9 protein-coding genes are annotated in these 17,114 nt (G+C 69.9%); 4 read left to right on the forward strand and 5 right to left on the reverse strand.

Features of this window, described 5'->3' with window-relative positions:
• Positions 1-3 precede the first annotated feature (3 nt).
• The 3 genes from ABD256_RS34040 to ABD256_RS34050 are packed head-to-tail and all read right to left on the reverse strand — an operon-like array spanning position 4 to position 7,489.
• On the reverse strand, positions 4-2,406 hold the full coding sequence (locus ABD256_RS34040; protein ID WP_344428674.1) for a right-handed parallel beta-helix repeat-containing protein: 2,403 nt from the start codon (positions 2,404-2,406) through the stop codon (positions 4-6).
• Positions 2,407-2,429: 23 nt separating this feature from the next.
• Positions 2,430-4,790 (reverse strand): LuxR C-terminal-related transcriptional regulator, encoded by a 2,361-nt coding sequence (locus ABD256_RS34045; protein WP_344428676.1) that lies wholly within the window; start codon positions 4,788-4,790, stop codon positions 2,430-2,432.
• An 8-nt stretch (positions 4,791-4,798) separates the two neighbouring features.
• Entirely contained in the window at positions 4,799-7,489 is a 2,691-nt protein-coding gene (locus tag ABD256_RS34050) for an AAA family ATPase (RefSeq protein WP_344428678.1), read from the reverse strand.
• A 348-nt stretch (positions 7,490-7,837) separates the two neighbouring features.
• Here ABD256_RS34050 and ABD256_RS34055 point away from each other — a divergent pair, with 348 nt between their 5' ends.
• From ABD256_RS34055 to ABD256_RS34070, 4 genes are all read left to right on the forward strand, one after another.
• Positions 7,838-8,896, forward strand: a complete 1,059-nt coding sequence (locus ABD256_RS34055; RefSeq protein WP_344428680.1) for a LacI family DNA-binding transcriptional regulator — start codon at positions 7,838-7,840, stop codon at positions 8,894-8,896.
• A gap of 311 nt (positions 8,897-9,207) precedes the next feature.
• Positions 9,208-11,268: an ATP-binding protein gene (locus ABD256_RS34060; protein WP_344428682.1), complete on the forward strand. Its 2,061-nt coding sequence runs from the start codon at positions 9,208-9,210 to the stop codon at positions 11,266-11,268.
• Positions 11,269-11,347: 79 nt separating this feature from the next.
• Entirely contained in the window at positions 11,348-13,399 is a 2,052-nt protein-coding gene (locus tag ABD256_RS34065; protein WP_344428684.1) for an ATP-binding protein, read from the forward strand.
• Between the two features lie 497 nt (positions 13,400-13,896).
• On the forward strand, positions 13,897-15,126 hold the full coding sequence (locus ABD256_RS34070; protein ID WP_344428686.1) for a cytochrome P450: 1,230 nt from the start codon (positions 13,897-13,899) through the stop codon (positions 15,124-15,126).
• On the opposite strand, the gene ABD256_RS34075 is transcribed toward ABD256_RS34070, so the two are convergent.
• Positions 15,092-16,297 (reverse strand): cytochrome P450, encoded by a 1,206-nt coding sequence (locus tag ABD256_RS34075; RefSeq protein WP_344428688.1) that lies wholly within the window; start codon positions 16,295-16,297, stop codon positions 15,092-15,094. The two genes, ABD256_RS34070 and ABD256_RS34075, sit on opposite strands and share 35 nt — an antisense overlap.
• Positions 16,298-16,344: 47 nt before the next feature.
• Entirely contained in the window at positions 16,345-16,998 is a 654-nt protein-coding gene (locus ABD256_RS34080; RefSeq protein ID WP_344428690.1) for a TMEM175 family protein, read from the reverse strand.
• Positions 16,999-17,114 lie beyond the last annotated feature (116 nt).

Genomic DNA, 17,114 nt, shown 5'->3' on the forward strand with positions numbered 1-17,114 from the left:
GGCTCACCTGATCGACGAGAGGTCGTCCTCGGTCAGCAGGGTGAGATCCGCGGTGTCGGCGGCGGTCGCGGCCAAGCGGGACGCCTGCCGGTCGGTCATCCGCTCGAACACCCGCCGCGCGGTACGCCCGTTGCCGAACGTGCCGTCCTTCGGTATCTCGTCGAAGTACTTCAGCAGCGCGGCGCTCGCGCCATCGGTGAGCCGGTAGTCGTGTTTGCCGCACTGCGCGCGCACGATCGTCACCAGCTCTTCCGGCGTGTAGTTGGCGAATTCGATGGTGCGGCTGAACCGCGACTCCATCCCGGGGTTGGAGGAGAGGAACTCCGTCATCTCCTTGGAATAGCCCGCCGCGATCACGACCACGTCGTCGCGATGGTCTTCCATCAGCTTCACCAGCGTGTCGATCGCTTCGCGGCCGAAGTCGGGGCCGGTGCCGCCGCCACCGGTGCTGAGCGAATACGCCTCGTCGATGAAGAACACCCCGCCGAGCGCGGTGGTGAACGCTTCGGTGGTCTTGATCGCGGTACCGCCGATGATCTGGGCGACCAGATCGGCCCGCGCGACTTCGACGAGGTGTCCCTGGCGCAGCACCCCGAGCTGGGCCAGGATCTGGCCGTACAGCCGGGCGATGGTGGTCTTTCCGGTACCGGGCGCCCCGGCGAAGACCAGGTGCCGCGCCATCGGCGGGGCCGACAGCCCGGCGTCCATCCGCCGCTTGGCCATCTTGTTCAGGTTGACCAGCGAGGTCACCTCGCTCTTCACCCCGGCGAGCCCGACCAGCCCCTGCAGTTCCAGCAGCGGATCGGAGCCGAGGCCCGGTCGCGTCCGCTCGGCGCCGGCGGGGGCCGTCCGCGGTGCGGCACCGGCGGAGGCGGCGGTGCCGTACGCGTCGTTCGCGAGATTGCCTCCGCTGATCAGGTCCGTGACCTCGATTCCCTTGCTCAGCCGGACCTGCCGCACACCGCTGCCGTGGTTGTCCCGGACCGTGCACCCCTTCACCAGGACCGATTCCTCGGTGTCCAGGAGGACCCCGTCGGCGGAACCACCGGAGAACTCGGAGTCCAGCAACGACCCGGAGGCGCCTTCGGCGAAGGTGCAGCCGGCGGCCTTGCTTTCCTGGACGCGGCAGCGGGTCACCGAAACGTCCGCGCCGGCGCCCGCGTACACCCCTTCCGCGCCGGAACGGACGAGCTGGCTGTCGGACAACGAGAGGGCCGCGCCGATCACCCGGACTCCGGCACCGGCGAGCTCGCGCGTGTTCAATCCGCTGACCGAAGGCCGTGCCGCACCCGTCACCGAAAGACCTGCTCCCCCACCACCGTCGACCTCGATGTGCTCGAGCCTGCCGCGCGCGCCACCATCCACGTCGATGGCCGCGCCGTCGCAGCCCCGCACTCGAAGCCTGCGGAAGAAGGGATCGGCCCCGTCGTCGATCCTGACCCCGGACGCACTGCACCGCGCGACGGAAGTCTGCTCGAACTCGGGCAGGCTCCGTTCCGTCACGCCGATCCCGATACCGTCCACATCGGACACTTCGGAGCCGGTGACCGACCCGGACGCGCGCCCGGCGAAGTGCATCCCCCGCCCACGGGCCCCCCGCACCCGGCAGCCGCGCAGCACCGGGGCACAGCCCTCGGCGACGAAGACCCCCTCCGCGCCCGCGTCCTCGACCACGCAGTCCTCCAGCACGACCGGATCCGAGGTGGCGAGGTAGAAACCGATCGTGGCGGTGTCGCGGACGCGCAGCCTGGTGGCGGTCAGCCCGGCCTGCTGCTCCACCGCGATCGCGGGTTTGCCGGTACCGGACACCGAGGTGTCCTCGACAACGAGCCTGCCCCGGCCGTTGAGGCAGATCCCGTTCGCGGCCGCGGGCCCCATCGCACAGGACCGGACGCGCAGCACGCCCGCTTCGGCCACCACGACGGCGGAGGTGCCGAGATCGGGCAGCTTGCAGTCGTCGAGCACCCCGCCCTCGGGCGAGGTGACCACCACGCCCGCACCGACGGCGTTGCGCACCTCGCTGGAACGCATGAGCAGGGTGCCCCGGTCGGGCACGAAAACCGAAGCCCAGCTCGACGCCTCGACCGTGCACTCGGTGATGCTGAGCTGCCCGTCCGCCACCAGCACCGCCGGGCTGTCCGCGTCGGCGGCGACCACGGTGATCCCGGACAGCGCGGCCGACTCCGCCTGGAGGGACACCGCGACGCCGGTCGCGGCGACGAGCCAGACCGTGCCCGGCCCGTTCTCCGCGGTGATGGTGACGGGTTTGGTCAGCACGAGGTTCTCGGTGTAGCGCCCAGGGCCCACCACGATCACCGCGCCGTCGTGCGCGCGGTCGAGCGCCTCGACGATCGTGCGGTGCCCCGGCCCCGGTGCCTGGGTGACCGCGATGACGTTACCGCTCACAAACTCCTCCATAGTCCCGCGCCTCAGGCCCCGCGAGCCTGCGGCCGCCCGGCGAGTTCGGACGTGGCCAGCCCGTGCCGCGTCCGGCAGCCTGCTTTGGCGAACAGCCTGGTGAGGTGTTTCGCCACGGTCTTCTCACTCATCCGGACCGCGAGCGCGATCTGCCGGTTCGTCCAGCCGAGGCGGATCAGCTCGATGATGCGCGACTCGGTCTCCGAAAGGTCCTCGCGCTGGTCCGGAACGACGCGCCCGCTGCCCTGGCGCGACCGCTTGGCCCGCCTGGCCGCGCCGGTCGGCTGGGCGGGTTCGGCGGCTTCGGTCAGCCACAGCGCCGGTTCAGCGTCCGCGCCGCCTGCCACCTGGCCGGCGAGGGACAGTTCGACCTGGTTTCCGCTGCGCCGGACGAGGCGTTCCGACGTCCGCGCACGGGACCGGGAGCACGAGGTGCCATGACCACCGCGGTGAACGCGCTGCCCCGCCCGCGCCGCGCCGGTGAGGTACCGGTCCACCCTGGCCCGCAACGCCGGGAAAGCGCAGTCCTCGACGGGAACGGACTCCAGCCAGGCCATCGCGTGCTTGTCCTCGCGCCACCAGCACATCTCCGCGGCATGCAGGCGGGCGCTCTGGCGAGCGAGCACATCGGCACGCGGATCGAGTTCCAGTTCCCGCGCCGCGCTCAACGCCGCCGTCCAGTCGCCATCGGCGTAACCGGTGAGCACCTCGTGGTACGCCGCCAGCGGGCCGTCGATCGGCGGGCCGAAATCCGCGCCGAGCACCGAGGCGAGCACCGGGACCAGGTCACGCAGGGCCAAGGCGTGCTCGATGTCGCGGGCCCCGCGCTCGATCGTGGGCAGGACCGGCGAACGCCGCAGCGGCGCGAAAGCCGCTTCGACCTCGCCGACGGTGAACTCCTCCGGCCTGCCGGCGGCACCGGCGAACCAGCGGTCGCAGAACTCGATCGCGGCCGGCACCGGTCCGCCGGCCGTCACCGCGGCGCGAACGGATCCGGCGACCGGGCGGCCCGAGCAGAGCGCCGCCAGCGCGGCCGCCGCCGCGAGATCGGCGGGGTCCAGCTCGCCTGCCGGTACTTCGGCCACGAACCGCGCCAGCCGGGCGTAGTCCGCCGTGCGGACGTAGCGGCGCACCAGTTCGACGGCCGCGCGGGAGCGTCGCTCGCCGTCCTCGGCGTGCCACCAGGCCGCGTACCACCGGGCACTGGTGTCCGGTGCCCGGTCTCGGCACCGTTCGGCCAGCTCCGGCTCGCGTGGCAGCGCCGAACCCGCCGCCGCGAAGTGCCGGGCGAGTGCGTACGGGCGTTCCTCGGCCCCCCCGAGCAGGTGACCGGCGATGGCCCGGTGCAGTCGCCGCGTCGCGCTCGGGTGGCCGGATACCGCGGCACCCAGCGCGGGGCAGTGGACGCTGAACCGCCCGTCGGCATCGACGTCGAGCACACCGGCCCTGACCAGCCGGTCGGCCGCGCGACCGCACTCGGCCGTCGAGCGTCCCGTCGCGACGGCCAGCAACGGGATCTCGTCGACGCCGAACGGGATGTCCCCGGCGAGCCGCACGAGATCCTGACCGGCCGGGCCGCAGGCATCGAGTTCGACGAGCAGCCGGTGCCCCGGTGGCAGCGCGATGGGTTCCTCCGGGTCGCGCAAGCACGCGTGACCGTGCACGGTGACCAGCCGGTCGCGCCGCCGCAGATCGGCCACTGTGGACACAATGGTCCCTGGATTGCCGTACAGCGCACCGAGGTCATTGCGCATGGCCTGACGGAGCGCATCGTCGACCGGCAAGCCCGCGGACTGCCGGAGCAGGCTGTCGGAATCCTTTTCGGACAGTGCACCGAGCTTGATCTCCAGATCCGCCCGCTCGCCGAGATCGGTGCCTTCGGCGCACGCGGCGATCACCCGGCATCCGGCGTGACGCGCCGCGGCGAGGCCGATCACGGGCTGGGCGATGCGGTCGGCGTCGTCGACGAGCACGACGATCGCCCCGAGCCTGCGGAACACCGTGCCCAGTGCGGTGGCCAGGCGCGCCCTCCCCCGGGCGGACTCGTAGGCCTGTTCGGTGCACAGCTGGCTGAGTGCGTCGATCGCTTCGATGAGACGCGGACGATCGCCGAGGTCTTCGAACCGCTCGCGAATCGCGTCGAGGACGATGTGGACGCCGAACCGGTCCCACGCCGGGCCGGGTGCCGCACCCGGCACGCCGAGCACGAACACGCCGCGACGGCTGAACTCGGCGCCTGCCCGTGCGAGCACGGCCGTGCGCCCGTCACCCGATCGCCCGCGAAGCACGATCAGCCCCCGGTCGTCTCCCGCCGAGGCGAGCGCGGCCAACTCGGCGCGCCTGCCGACGAGCCCGACGCGGTGCCTTCCCATTCCGATGCTCACTCGACGCCTTTTCTTTCCGCTGGACCCGAGGTGGCTGGCAGCGCTCCGGCTTCGCGGATCGCGGCCGACAATTCGATCCTCGACCGGTATCCGGTACGCGCGAACAATCTGCTGAGCCGGTTTTCCACGCTCTTCTCGCTGACGCGCAGGGCGGTCGCGAGCTGCTTGTTGGTCAGGCCGTCGGCGACGAGCACCGCCAGCAGGTGCTCGTTTTCGGCCACCGTGCGCGTGCGGCCGGGGACGACGATCGCGTGCTCGCGCATGAGGTTGCGCAACCACGAGCGGTACAGCAGTGCGTCGAGCACGCCGAGGCTCCGATAGGCCTCGCCCAGCAGGGGCGGATCGGCGACGCCCCGCCGGACCAGCCGTTCGTACGCGGTGGCCGTTTCGAGGGGGTGCCCGCGCCGCCGCACCAGTGCGAGGCAGTCCGCCACGTCCGCGGGGTCACCGTCCACAAGAGACCGGACGAGCTTGGCGTGCATCAGCACGCGGGACATCGGCATGGTCTCGGCGAGCTTTTCGAGCGCGACGAGGCACCGTTTTGCTTCGACCGGCTCACCGGTCCTGAGCGCGAGATCGGCTCGTTCGGCCAAGCAGAGATCCATGCCGACCGCCAGCCCGCGCTCGGTCGCCACCCGCTCGCAGTCGAGGAGCCTGGCGGTGCCCAGCTCGTCTTCCCCGAGCGCGCAATGGATCCGCGCGTCGGCGATGTCGAGCAGGTGCCCGAACCGCGGGCGCGCCTCCCGCGCCGCGTTCAGCGTCTTCCGTGCTGTGGCGAGCTTTCCCTGTGCCACCAGCAGGAAAATGCTCGCCTGCCGCGCCGCGGAGTAGCCGATGTGGTAGCCGCCGTTCGCGCCGCACGTCCCGTCCTCCCTGACCGGCTCGACTTGCCCGCGCATCGCGGCGAGTGCGGCGCGATCACTCCACGACAGCACGTCGACATCGAGATCTTCCCCGGCCAGCAGTTGCTCGGCGTGCCCCGACTCGCCGATCACCAGCGACGCGGCCACCTGCGCGGCCACCCAGTCGGTCCGGCGCCGGCGCAGCCACCGCGGCCCGGCGCCCTCGGGCTCGGGAAGGGGCCGGGCAGGCAACTTCTGGAACAGTCCACTGTGGCCGGTCCACAACGCCGCGGTCGCCTCGAGCAGCGACCCGTGCAGCACGGTCGTGGCGCTTCCAGCGCGCCACTGCTCCCCGAGCACGTCACGTGCTTCGGCCCAGCGATCGAGCATGCCCAGCGCCAGCGCCATGGTCACCGGACGCTGGGTGAGATCCCCCTGCCAGCCGCGCCACGATTCGCCGATCTTGCGCAGTGTTTCGTCGTCCCCCGCGCCTTTCAACGCCTGCACCGCTCTTACCTGGATCTCCTGCGCGACATCCGGTTCGAGCCGGTCGGCGAAGCGGGTCAGCAGCAGCTGGGCGCCGCGCAGGCTGCGTTCATGATCACCGCAGGCGTGGCAGATCTCGATGAGCGCGAGCATGGCCGTCACCAGCTGCGCCGGGTCCTCCGCGAGCTCGACCGCCGCACCGAGCCAGCGCGATGCCCGCCACGGCTTCCGCTCGCCCACGTCCGCCGATCGCTCCAGGAGTGCGGTGAAGGCGAGGGCGGGGTCGATCAGCCGCCCGGCGTCGGCCACCAGATCCGCCAGGTGGTCCGGATCAGCGCACCGCGCCCTGCCCGTCCACACCGCGGTCACGGCCGCGGCCGCGAGCTGCCTGCGTTCGAAGGGCCCCATGGCCGCGGCGAGCACGGCAGCGACGAACGGCACGGTGATCCGCCACGAGTGCCCCTTCCGGCCACGGTGCAGAACACCGCCTCGCCGAAGGACGTCCAGCACCGCGACCGTCTCGGACTCGTCCCTTTCGAGCACTTCGGCGACCAGCCGCGGTACCGCTTCGCCGAGCGGAGCGAACACGCACATCGCCGTCGCCGCCTTGACGGCCATCGGGTGCAGGCCGCGGATGAAGCGGAGGAACCCGCTGTCCGGGACGCATTTCACCGATCGTGCGCCCGGTACGAGGCACGCCCTGTTCTCGACCAGCCGAACGGCACCGCCGCGCTGCGCCATCTCGATCGCCCCGGACACGGCCGCTGGGATCCCTCGCGAGAGTCCCCTGACCCGGAGAACCAGCTCGTCGTCCGGCTTCGCTCCCGTCGCCGTCGCGAGTTCTCCGGCGATTTCGGCCACGGTCATCGGCCGAAGACGCGCCGAACAGACAAGCGCGTCGCGACGCAGATCTCCCAGCCAGTCCTGCCACTCGGCAGGCATCGGAGTGCGAATGGCGCAGACACACACCGCGGAGGTGCCGGCCAGCCGTCGCACCAGCGCGCCGAGGACGGCGCGGGAGTCACGGTCGATCCAGTGCGCGTCATCGATCAGCAAGGAAACCTCGCCGCCACCACGCAGTAGCGCGGCGGCGGCCGCCACCGCGGCCCGTCGCGCGATCTCCGGATCGCGATGTGCGCCCGCGACCGGGCCGAACGGCGCGAAGCCCGGATCGGCACCTGGCAGGTGTGACGGCACCGCGTCGCCACCGGGGCTGAAGCGGATCGCCAAGAACCGGGCGCCGCGCTCGGACAGCGTCGCCCCGATCCTGGTCAGCGCCGTCGTCCGGCCGATCCCACTCGGCCCGGTGATCGGGACGAGCGGCCGACCGGCGGCAAGAGCGGCGAATACGGCGTCCACACCGACATCATGTGGTCCTCGCGGCGACTTGACGGGCCGTTGCCGCAGGATCGAAGACTTTCGTCACGGGACTGTATCTGAAGTGCATACCGGCGACCGGCCGTTGCCGGGAGCAGCGTGGTCCCGGCACGCCCGGACCCAGCCCAGGAGCGAACCGGTGAGCACATGGTCGCTGTCAGTGGTTGTCACTGTCAAGAGCGGTTAACCGTATAACTGGCCAGAACCACTCACCCAACTTGCCCGAATCTCAGCGCGATCGGATGTCGGGACTATAAGGTGGCCAGGTCGCAGGCCACGAAATGTGGCAAGGAGCACACGGGGGGCTGCCTTTTGGTAACCATGCGGGATGTGGCGGAAGCCGTCGGAGTGTCACACGCGGCCGTCTCCTATGCCTACAACCGGCCGGACAAGCTTTCCGAACAGCAGCGATCACGCATCCTGACGGTGGCCGCCGAACTGGGCTACCCCGGCCCCAATCCCACCGGCCGCGGGCTGCGCACCGGCAAGGTCGACGCGCTCGGGCTGGTACTGGCCGACTCCCTGGCGTACGCGTTCGACGATCCGGGAGTGGCGATGCTCATGCGGGGTATCTCGGAAGTCGGCGAGCTGACCCAGGTCGCCTTGACGCTGCTGCCCGCACCGCTGGAAGCGGTGCCCGCGACCGTCGGCACCGGCCTGTCGTCGCGCGCCCTGGTCGACGGTTTCCTGGTGTACGCGATGGCGGACCACCATCCGGTGCTCGAGAACGTCCTGCACCGCCGGCTCCCCGTGGTGGTCATCGACGGCCCCGCGCTGGACGGGCACTCACTGGTCGGTATCGACGATCGCGGTGCGGCTCGCGAAGCGGCACGACACCTGCTGGCGCTCGGCCACCGGGACGTGGGCGTGCTGGTCAGCCGCCTGAGCCCGGACGGCCGCTCGGGACCGGTGTCCCGCGCCCGGATAGCCAAAGCCCGCGACCGCGTCATGAAAGCACGGGTCGCGGGTTACCAGAGCGCCTTCGCCGAAGCCAAGATCGGCGCGCCACGAGTGATCGAGGCAGGCGGGTTCAGCGCGGCCCAGTCCCGCGCCGCGGCCGAGCTCCTGCTCGACACCTGCCCGGTGACCGCGGTGCTGGCCGCGACCGATGTGCTGGCCCTCGCCCTGCTCGACGCGGCGCGCGCTCGTGGCCTGCGCGTTCCCGACGACCTGGCCGTTGTCGGGTTCGACGACATCCCCGCCGCGGCGAGCGCGGACCTGACCACGATCCGGCAACCGCAGGCGGAAAAGGGGCAGCAGGCCGCCCGCCTGCTGCTGAACACCATCGACGGGGAGCGGGGGACGCACTTCATCACCCTGCCGACCGAGCTGGTGGTGCGCGGCAGCACGGACACCCGCCCCGGCAAGCCCGCCACGTCGCCGCGCTGAGGCCGATCCGCGCGCGACAGCCCGCAGATCACCCTCGCGACCGGTCACGACTGGATGAGCACGGTTTGACTTCGCGGTCACGGGTGTTACCTTGGCAAGGTCATCAAGTTATACGTGTAACCTCGTGATCATGTCGGAGCGCCGATGGCTGACGAGCCACTTCCGCACTGGAGCTCGTCCGAGCGCCGCTCTCATGAGCCAGCCCGCTGAGCGCCCAGCACCGCCGCTGGCCGGTCCGACGACCACTCTCTTGTCCTCAATGGACGTCGAATGGCAGCGGGGTTGATCTGCCGGGTTCGAAGGAGCAGAGCGTGAATGACGTGGTGCGCCGCCTTCCCGTGCGCGAGGCGCGGCGAGGGTCGATGGGGGATCGGGTACGGCGCTTGTCCCGTGAAGGGTTCGTCGGCCGGACCGAACAGCGGAACGTGTTCGCATCGGCACTACGCGGTGATCACGACGCTCCGCAGGTACTGCTGGTGCACGGCGCCGGCGGAATGGGCAAATCGGCGTTGCTGCGGCGCTTCGCCGACGACGCCCAGGAGTGCGGGCGCGCGGTGGTGTGGATCGACGGTGAGTACGTGGTGGCCTCCACCACGGCGCTGACGGAAGCGGCGGAGCCGGTGCACCACACCGATTCGCCGGTGCTGATCATCGACGGGTTCGAACACTGCCAGGTACTGGAAACCTGGTTACGGGAACACTTCCTGCGCACAGTGCCCGCCGACACCATCGTCGTCATCGCGGGACGGCAACGCCCAGAACCACAATGGACACTCGACCCCGGCTGGCGCCAGCTCGTCCACACCACCGCACTCACACCGCTGAACCCGTGCGAAGTAGCCGCGCTGCTGGAAGACCGGGGCGTTCCGGAGGCACTGCACACGGCCGTCAACGGGTTCGCGGACGGACATCCACTCGCCCTGTGCATGGCAGCCGAGGAAACCCTCACCAAGGACGCGGCACCCGATGACACGGTGTGGGAACCCAGCCCCCGGGTCATCGAGTCCCTGCTCGCACGGGTGATCGACCAGGTCCCCAGCCCCGCGCACGAATACGGCCTGCGCGTGTGCGGCCACGTCCGCCACGTCACCCTCGACCTGCTGCGCACCGGACTCGACGACCACGACGCGCACACCGTGTTCGACTGGCTCGCCCACCTGCCCTACGTCGAAGTGCGCCAGCACGGCCTCGTCTGCCACGAACTGGTGCGCGACGTACTGGACGCCTCCTTCAAATGGCGCGACCCCAACACCTACAACGAACTACACCTCAACCTGTGGCGCCACCTGCTCAAGGGCCCCTCGACCGCGCTCGCCGCTTCGACCTCCTCGACCAGCAAGATCAAGGTCGCGCTCCTGGACCTGTTCGACCTCAGCCGCGCCTTCGGCTCCGCGCTCGACGAGGTACTGGATCTGCAGTCGTTCGGGTCCGTGCTCGAATGCGACTACACCCCCGACCTGCGCGAGGAACTGCTCGCCCTGGCCCGTGCCGACCGGGGCGAGGAGCACGCCCGGCTCGTCGCCTACTGGCTCGACCGGCACCCCGAAGCGTTCCAGATCTACCGCCACACCGAGGACCTGACCGTCGTCTCCTTCTTCACCTGGCTACAACTGCACCCCGACACCGACGACCTCACCAGCGACCCCGCACTGGTCCCGGTCCGCGAACACCTCGACCGCCGTCCCCCGCTCTCCGCTGGCGAACACATCGGGATCGCCCGCTTCTCCGTCCCGGAACAGTCCAGCGAGAACTACATCATCGCGACCATCCTCAACACCGCGTGTGCGGCCACCCTCTCCCATCACGCGCGAGGCGGCCTCGCCGCGACCTTCATGCTCCTGCCCAACGCCGACGCCGCCGTCTCCCAAATCGAACCCTTCGACCACTGGCTGGTTCGCGCCATGCCCGAATACGGCGAGGGAGGCTGGGGCATGTTCGTCCACGACTGGCGCGAAGTCCCGCTGGAAGCACACCTCGATCGCCTTGAGAAGACCATGAGGCACGCCATCGCCCCCACCCGCGACGCCCCGGTCGCACCATCGCTCCCCCAGGACGAGTTCGCTGCCGCGGCCAAACAGGCCCTGCGGGACTGGCACGACGACGAAGCCTTCGCCACCAACGCGCTCATCCGCACCTACGGCGATCCCGCCGCCCTGCGCACCGCGATCACCACCACCGTCGACGCCCTGCGCCGCGACGCCGACCACCTCAAACACCACCGCGTCGTCCACACCACCTACCTCGAACGCGACACCAACCAAAGAGCCGCCGCGGCCCGCCTTGGCGTACCCTTCAGCACCTACCGTCGGCACCTCCAAGCCGGCCTCGACACCATCGTGGCCACACTCTGGCACACACGGCCGACCACCTGACCCCGAACGCACCTCAGTGGACAATGACCGCCAGCAACGTGGATCTGCCCGTTCCGGCGCGGGTTCGAAGGAGCAGAGCGTGAATGACGTGGTGCGCCGCCTTCCCGTGCGCGAGGCGCGGCGAGGGTCGATGGGGGATCGGGTACGGCGCTTGTCCCGTGAAGGGTTCGTCGGCCGGACCGAACAGCGGAACGTGTTCGCATCGGCACTACGCGGTGATCACGACGCTCCGCAGGTACTGCTGGTGCACGGCGCCGGCGGAATGGGCAAATCGGCGTTGCTGCGGCGCTTCGCCGACGACGCCCAGGAGTGCGGGCGCGCGGTGGTGTGGATCGACGGTGAGTACGTGGTGGCCTCCACCACGGCGCTGACGGAAGCGGCGGAGCCGGTGCACCACACCGATTCGCCGGTGCTGATCATCGACGGGTTCGAGCACTGCCAGGTACTGGAAACCTGGTTACGGGAACACTTCCTGCGCACAGTGCCCGCCGACACCATCGTCGTCATCGCGGGACGGCAACGCCCAGAACCACAATGGACACTCGACCCCGGCTGGCGCCAGCTCGTCCACACCACCGCACTCACACCGCTGAACCCGTGCGAAGTAGCCGCGCTGCTGGAAGACCGGGGCGTTCCGGAGGCACTGCACACGGCCGTCAACGGGTTCGCGGACGGACATCCACTCGCCCTGTGCATGGCAGCCGAGGAAACCCTCACCAAGGACGCGGCACCCGATGACACGGTGTGGGAACCCAGCCCCCGGGTCATCGAGACGCTGCTCGCACGGGTGATCGACCGCGTCCTCACTCCCGCGCACGAATACGGCCTGCGCGTGTGCGGCCACGTCCGCCACGTCACCCTCGACCTGCTGCGCACCGGACTCGACGACCACGACGCGCACACCGTGTTCGACTGGCTCGCCCACCTTCCCTACGTCGAGGTACGACGGCACGGCCTCGTCTGCCACGAACTGGTGCGCGACGTACTGGACGCCTCCTTCAAATGGCGCGACCCCAACGCCTACAACGAACTACACCTGACCCTGTGGCGCCATCTGCTCAAAGCCCCCTCGACCGCTTCGGACACCGAGGTCGACGTCGCGGTCCAGGACCTGCTCTACCTCAGCCGCTACCTCGACCGCACACTCGACGAGGTCATGGACCCGCGATTGCGCGGGTCCGTGCTCGAAGGCGACTACACCCCCGACCTGCGCGAGGAACTCCTCGAACTGGCCCGTGCGGATCAGGGCGAGGAGCACGCCCGGCTCGTCGCCTACTGGCTCGACCGGCACCCCGAAGCGTTCCAGATCTACCGCCACGCCGAAGACCTGACCGTCGTCTCCTTCTTCACCTGGCTACAACTGCACCCCGACACCGACGACCTGACCCACGACCCCGCGCTGGCCCCGGTCCGCGAACACCTCGACCGCACCGGCCCGCTCACCCCCGGCGAGCACATCGGGATCGGCCGTTTCGAGGTCCCGCAACGCTCCCTTGAGCTTTACGCCATCGCGACGACCCTCGATACCGCGTGCCAGGTCACCCGTGCCCTGCACCAGCGAAACGGTCTCGCCGCCAGCTTCATGATCCTGCCCGGTGCCGACGTGGTGACCGCCGAACTCGAATCCTTCGACTACTGGCTGGTTCGCGCCATGCCCGAATACGGCGAGGCGAACTGGGGCATGTTCGTCCACGACTGGCGCGAAGTCCCCTTGGAACCGCACCTCGACCGCGTCGAGAACACCATGAGACGCCTCGGCGGCGAGCTCACCAACACCCCGGACACCCCGGCGGCACGCGCGATGGCCCAGGACGAGTTCGCCACCGCGGTCAAACACGCCCTGCGGGACTGGCACGACGACGAAGCCTTCGCCACCAACGCGCTCATCCCCACCTACGGCGACCCCGCCGCCCTGCGCACCGCGATCACCACCACCGTCGACGCCCTGCGCCGCGATCCCGACCGCCTCAAACACCAGCGCACGGTCCAAGCCACCTATCTCGAACGCGACACCAACCAAAAAGCCGCCGCGGCCCGACTCGGTATCCCCTTCAGCACGTACCGCCGGCATCTCCAAACCGGTCTCGACCACCTCACCACCACACTGTGGAACACACGACCGACCACCTGAAGCCGGATACGCACCAGGACAATGGCAGGCTTCGACGAGGGCGGCGCATCGCCGCACCGATTCAGAGAAGCACCGAAAGTTTGACTATGTTGCCATCCACCCAGCAGCTGTGATCACGCCCTGGGTAGGAGGACGCCCAATTCTGATCCCAATCACGATCGCAAACGAGCTTGGCGAAATCCGCACCGGCCGTTATCGGGTACCACTTGAGGTAGACCCAGGTCGACGGCGATGGTGGTGGCGTGTCGGCCACCGCCGCGGCAGGAGCCACCACGGAGAGGCCGGCAAAAGCGACTGCGGCACCCAATCCAGCAAGAAATTTGCGAAGCATGGCGCTCCTCCGATTGAGACGAACCAAATAGTCCGCGCAAAACCTATCAGCGCGCCCGGCGCGCCCTCGGCATCATTGCCCCTTCGGTCACCGAAGGTTCCCTGGACGACCCGGTGCACCATAGGCCGAGTTGATAGCCTTGGCGGCACACCACAAGGAGCAGCCGTTGTCTTCGCCGATCGATCCGTTGCCACTGCCCAGAAAGCGGGAATGCCCGTTCGGGCCCGCACCGGAGATCGCCGGTCTCCAGCGCGACTCCCCGGTGACCAAAGTGCTCTGTCCAACCGGGATCGAAGCCTGGCTGGTCACCCGCTACGCCGACGTCCGCGAGGTGCTCAGCGACCACGAGCGGTTCAGCGCCCGCTCCGGCCAATGCGGTCACCTCCTGGCCAACCAGCCCCCGGACGCCCCGATCACCGAGGGCGATTTCGCCCGGTTGGACGGGGCCGAGCACCTGCGCTTCCGCCGGGTGATGGCGCCCGCGGTCACGTCGGTGAAGCGCATGGAACGGCTCTCGCCGGCGGTGCGGCGCATCGTCGACGACGCGCTCGACGCGCTGGCCACCGAGACCGGCACCGTCGACCTGCACGCGCGGTTCTCCATCCCGGTGGTCACCAGTGTGATGACCGAACTGTTCGATATCCCGCACCAGGACCGGGACCTGTTCCGCACCAGATCCGAGGCGCTGCTCAACGGGCGCGGCGACGCCGAGAGCCTGCAGGCCGCCACCATTCCGCTGTACATGCTGTTGCAGGAGCTGGTCACCCGCCGCACCGAGGAGCCGGGCGAGGACCTGATCAGCGTGGTGGCCGCCAGCGCCAGGGCGGCAGGCGACCCGTTCACCAGCCTCGAACTCACGAAGATCGCGGCAGGCCTGGTGTTTTCCGGTTACGACACCACGTCGACCGCGCTGACCTACGGGATGGCGGCACTGCTGGAAACCCCCGGCCAGCTGGCGATCCTTCGCGAAGACACCGGCGCGGCCTCGAACGCCGCCGAGGAAGTCATCCGCATGCTCGCCGTGGGTGGCGGTCTGCTGCGGGTGGCGGCGGTGGACACCGAACTCGCCGGCACGCCCATCGCGGCAGGCGACTACGTCGTGGCCGCGGTACAGGCCGCCAACCGCGACCCGGCGCGATTCCCGCATCCTGACCGGCTCGACGTTCGCCGACCGCACGGCGGCCATGTCGGCTTCGGGCACGGTCAGCACCAGTGCTCCGGGCGGCATATCGTGCGGTTGGTGCTGACCAGCGCACTGGCCACGCTGGCGCGCCGGATCCCGTCCTTGCGGCTGGCCGTCCCGATCGCGGAGGTCGAGTTCAAAAAGGACACCGCGGTGTTCGGACCGGCCGAACTGCCGGTCACCTGGGACGAGGGAGCAGTTCGTCCCAGGTGACCGGCAGCGATACCGGCCCGGTGTTGGGCGTGCCGGTCTTGAACTCGATTTCGTCGAACGGGACGGTGAGCCGGAGACCGGGAACGCGGCGCGACAAAGTGCCGAGCACCACGGTCAGTTCCATCCTCGCCAGCTGCTGTCCGACGCACCGGTGCGGACCGAACCCGAAGGCCAGGTGCTGCCGGGCGTCACGCCGGAGGTCGAGCCGGCCGGGATCGGCGAACTGGGCCGGGTCGTGGTTCGCGCCCTGCACGGAGACCACGACGTAGTCACCGGCGGCGATCGGGGTCCCGGAGAGCACCGTGTCCGCAGTGGCCACGCGCAGCACCGCCCCCGCCGAGCCGAGCAGGCGCATGAATTCCTCGACGGCGCCAGGAAGCACCGCGGGGTCTTCGCGAAGCAGCGCGAACTGGGCGGGATCTCGGAGCAGCGCGAGCGTCGCGTGGCTGATCATGCTCGACGTGGTGTCGTATCCGGCGAGCAAGGTGGTGACGGCGGTGGTGAACAGTTCGAAGTCGGTGAGGTCGGGGCCGCGGCCGACCAGGATGCCGAGGGAGTCCTCCGTCGGTTCGGACCGGCGTCGCGCGATCAGCTCCATCAGGAGCTGGTAGAGCTTTCCCACCAAGACGTCCAATTCCTCGGCGGTGCCGAGGAACAGGGCATCCGCGGCTTGGTGGAACAGTCCGCGGTCCGATTCGGGCACGCCGAACAATTCGGCGATCACCGCCGTGGTGACCGGTTGGGCGAACTGCTCGTGCAGATCGACCGGCCGCGCGCCCGCGCCCAGTTCGTCGAGCTTGTCGTCGACGATGCGCCGCACCATGGGCTCGATGGCGGCGATCCGCTTCGCGGTCGAGATCGCCGGGGCGAGCACGCGGCGGAACCGGAGGTGGTCCGCGCCGTCCATGCGCACGAACTGCCCCGCGTCGATCGGGGCGTCCGGCGGGGTGTTCGCCAGGATGTGCCCCGCCGTACCCGGCTTGCTGCTGAACCGGTGCGGGTCGCCGAGAACCTCGCGGGCGTCGGCGTAGCGGGTCACCAGCCACGCGTCGATCCCGGTCGGGCAGGACACCCTCGGCAGGGAAGGGCTTTCCCGGATGGCGCCGATCTCCGGTGCGGGACCGAAGGGGCACAACCTCCCGTTCGGCAGGGGAAGAGCGGACGACGGCACGGCACGATCCTTTCTGCGAAGGTTTCCTGATCCGGATCGGTACCCGGTCAGGCACGCGACAGCGCACGGTCCTGGACGCGGCCGGCGACGTTGAGCACGATCGGCACCGCGAGCCAGCACAGGTACGAGGCGGTGCTCCCGGTCAGGAACGAGACGGGAACGGACACCCCGAACACCGCGGCCAGGCAGACGCTGCGCATCAGGCTCTTGGCGAACACACGGGGCGGGCCGTCCGTGCGGTACAGGTGCTGGCGCCGGATCTCCATGATGATCAGCGCGAACGACGCGGACGCCAGTACCTGCACGATCGCGTACAGGCTGAACCGGGGCGCGAAGGCGCCGTCCGCGGTGATCACGCGGGTCGCGAACGGCATCAGGACCTGCATGAACAGCCACGCCAGGCTGAGGCTGATCAGGCGGCCGTTGAGCGAGCGGACGTACTGGAAGATTTCGTGGTGGGCACGCCAATGGGCGGCGATCACCACGAAGCTGAGCGCGAAGGCCAGGTACTCCTTGCCGTGGGCCCCCACCGAACTCACCATCGCGTCGGTGGTGTCCCCGGTGGGGACCGGAAGTTCCAGCGCCAGCAGGGTGAGCGCGATCGCGATCACCGCGTCGACGAACATGCTGAGCCGCTCGGCGGCGATCGTCGGTGCCGCGCCGGTCTCGTCGTCGGGTTTGGAGTCGGCTTGCGTGGCCATGGCGAGGAGCAGCTCTTTCGGTGTCAGGCGGTGATGTCCGCGGTCTGCTGGGGGGTGGCCGCGAGCCGGCGGGATTTCACGGCGAGGATGATCATGACGGCGGGGATGAGGATGTC

The sequence above is a fragment of the Amycolatopsis minnesotensis genome, assembly GCF_039529815.1.
GTDB lineage: Bacteria > Actinomycetota > Actinomycetes > Mycobacteriales > Pseudonocardiaceae > Amycolatopsis > Amycolatopsis minnesotensis.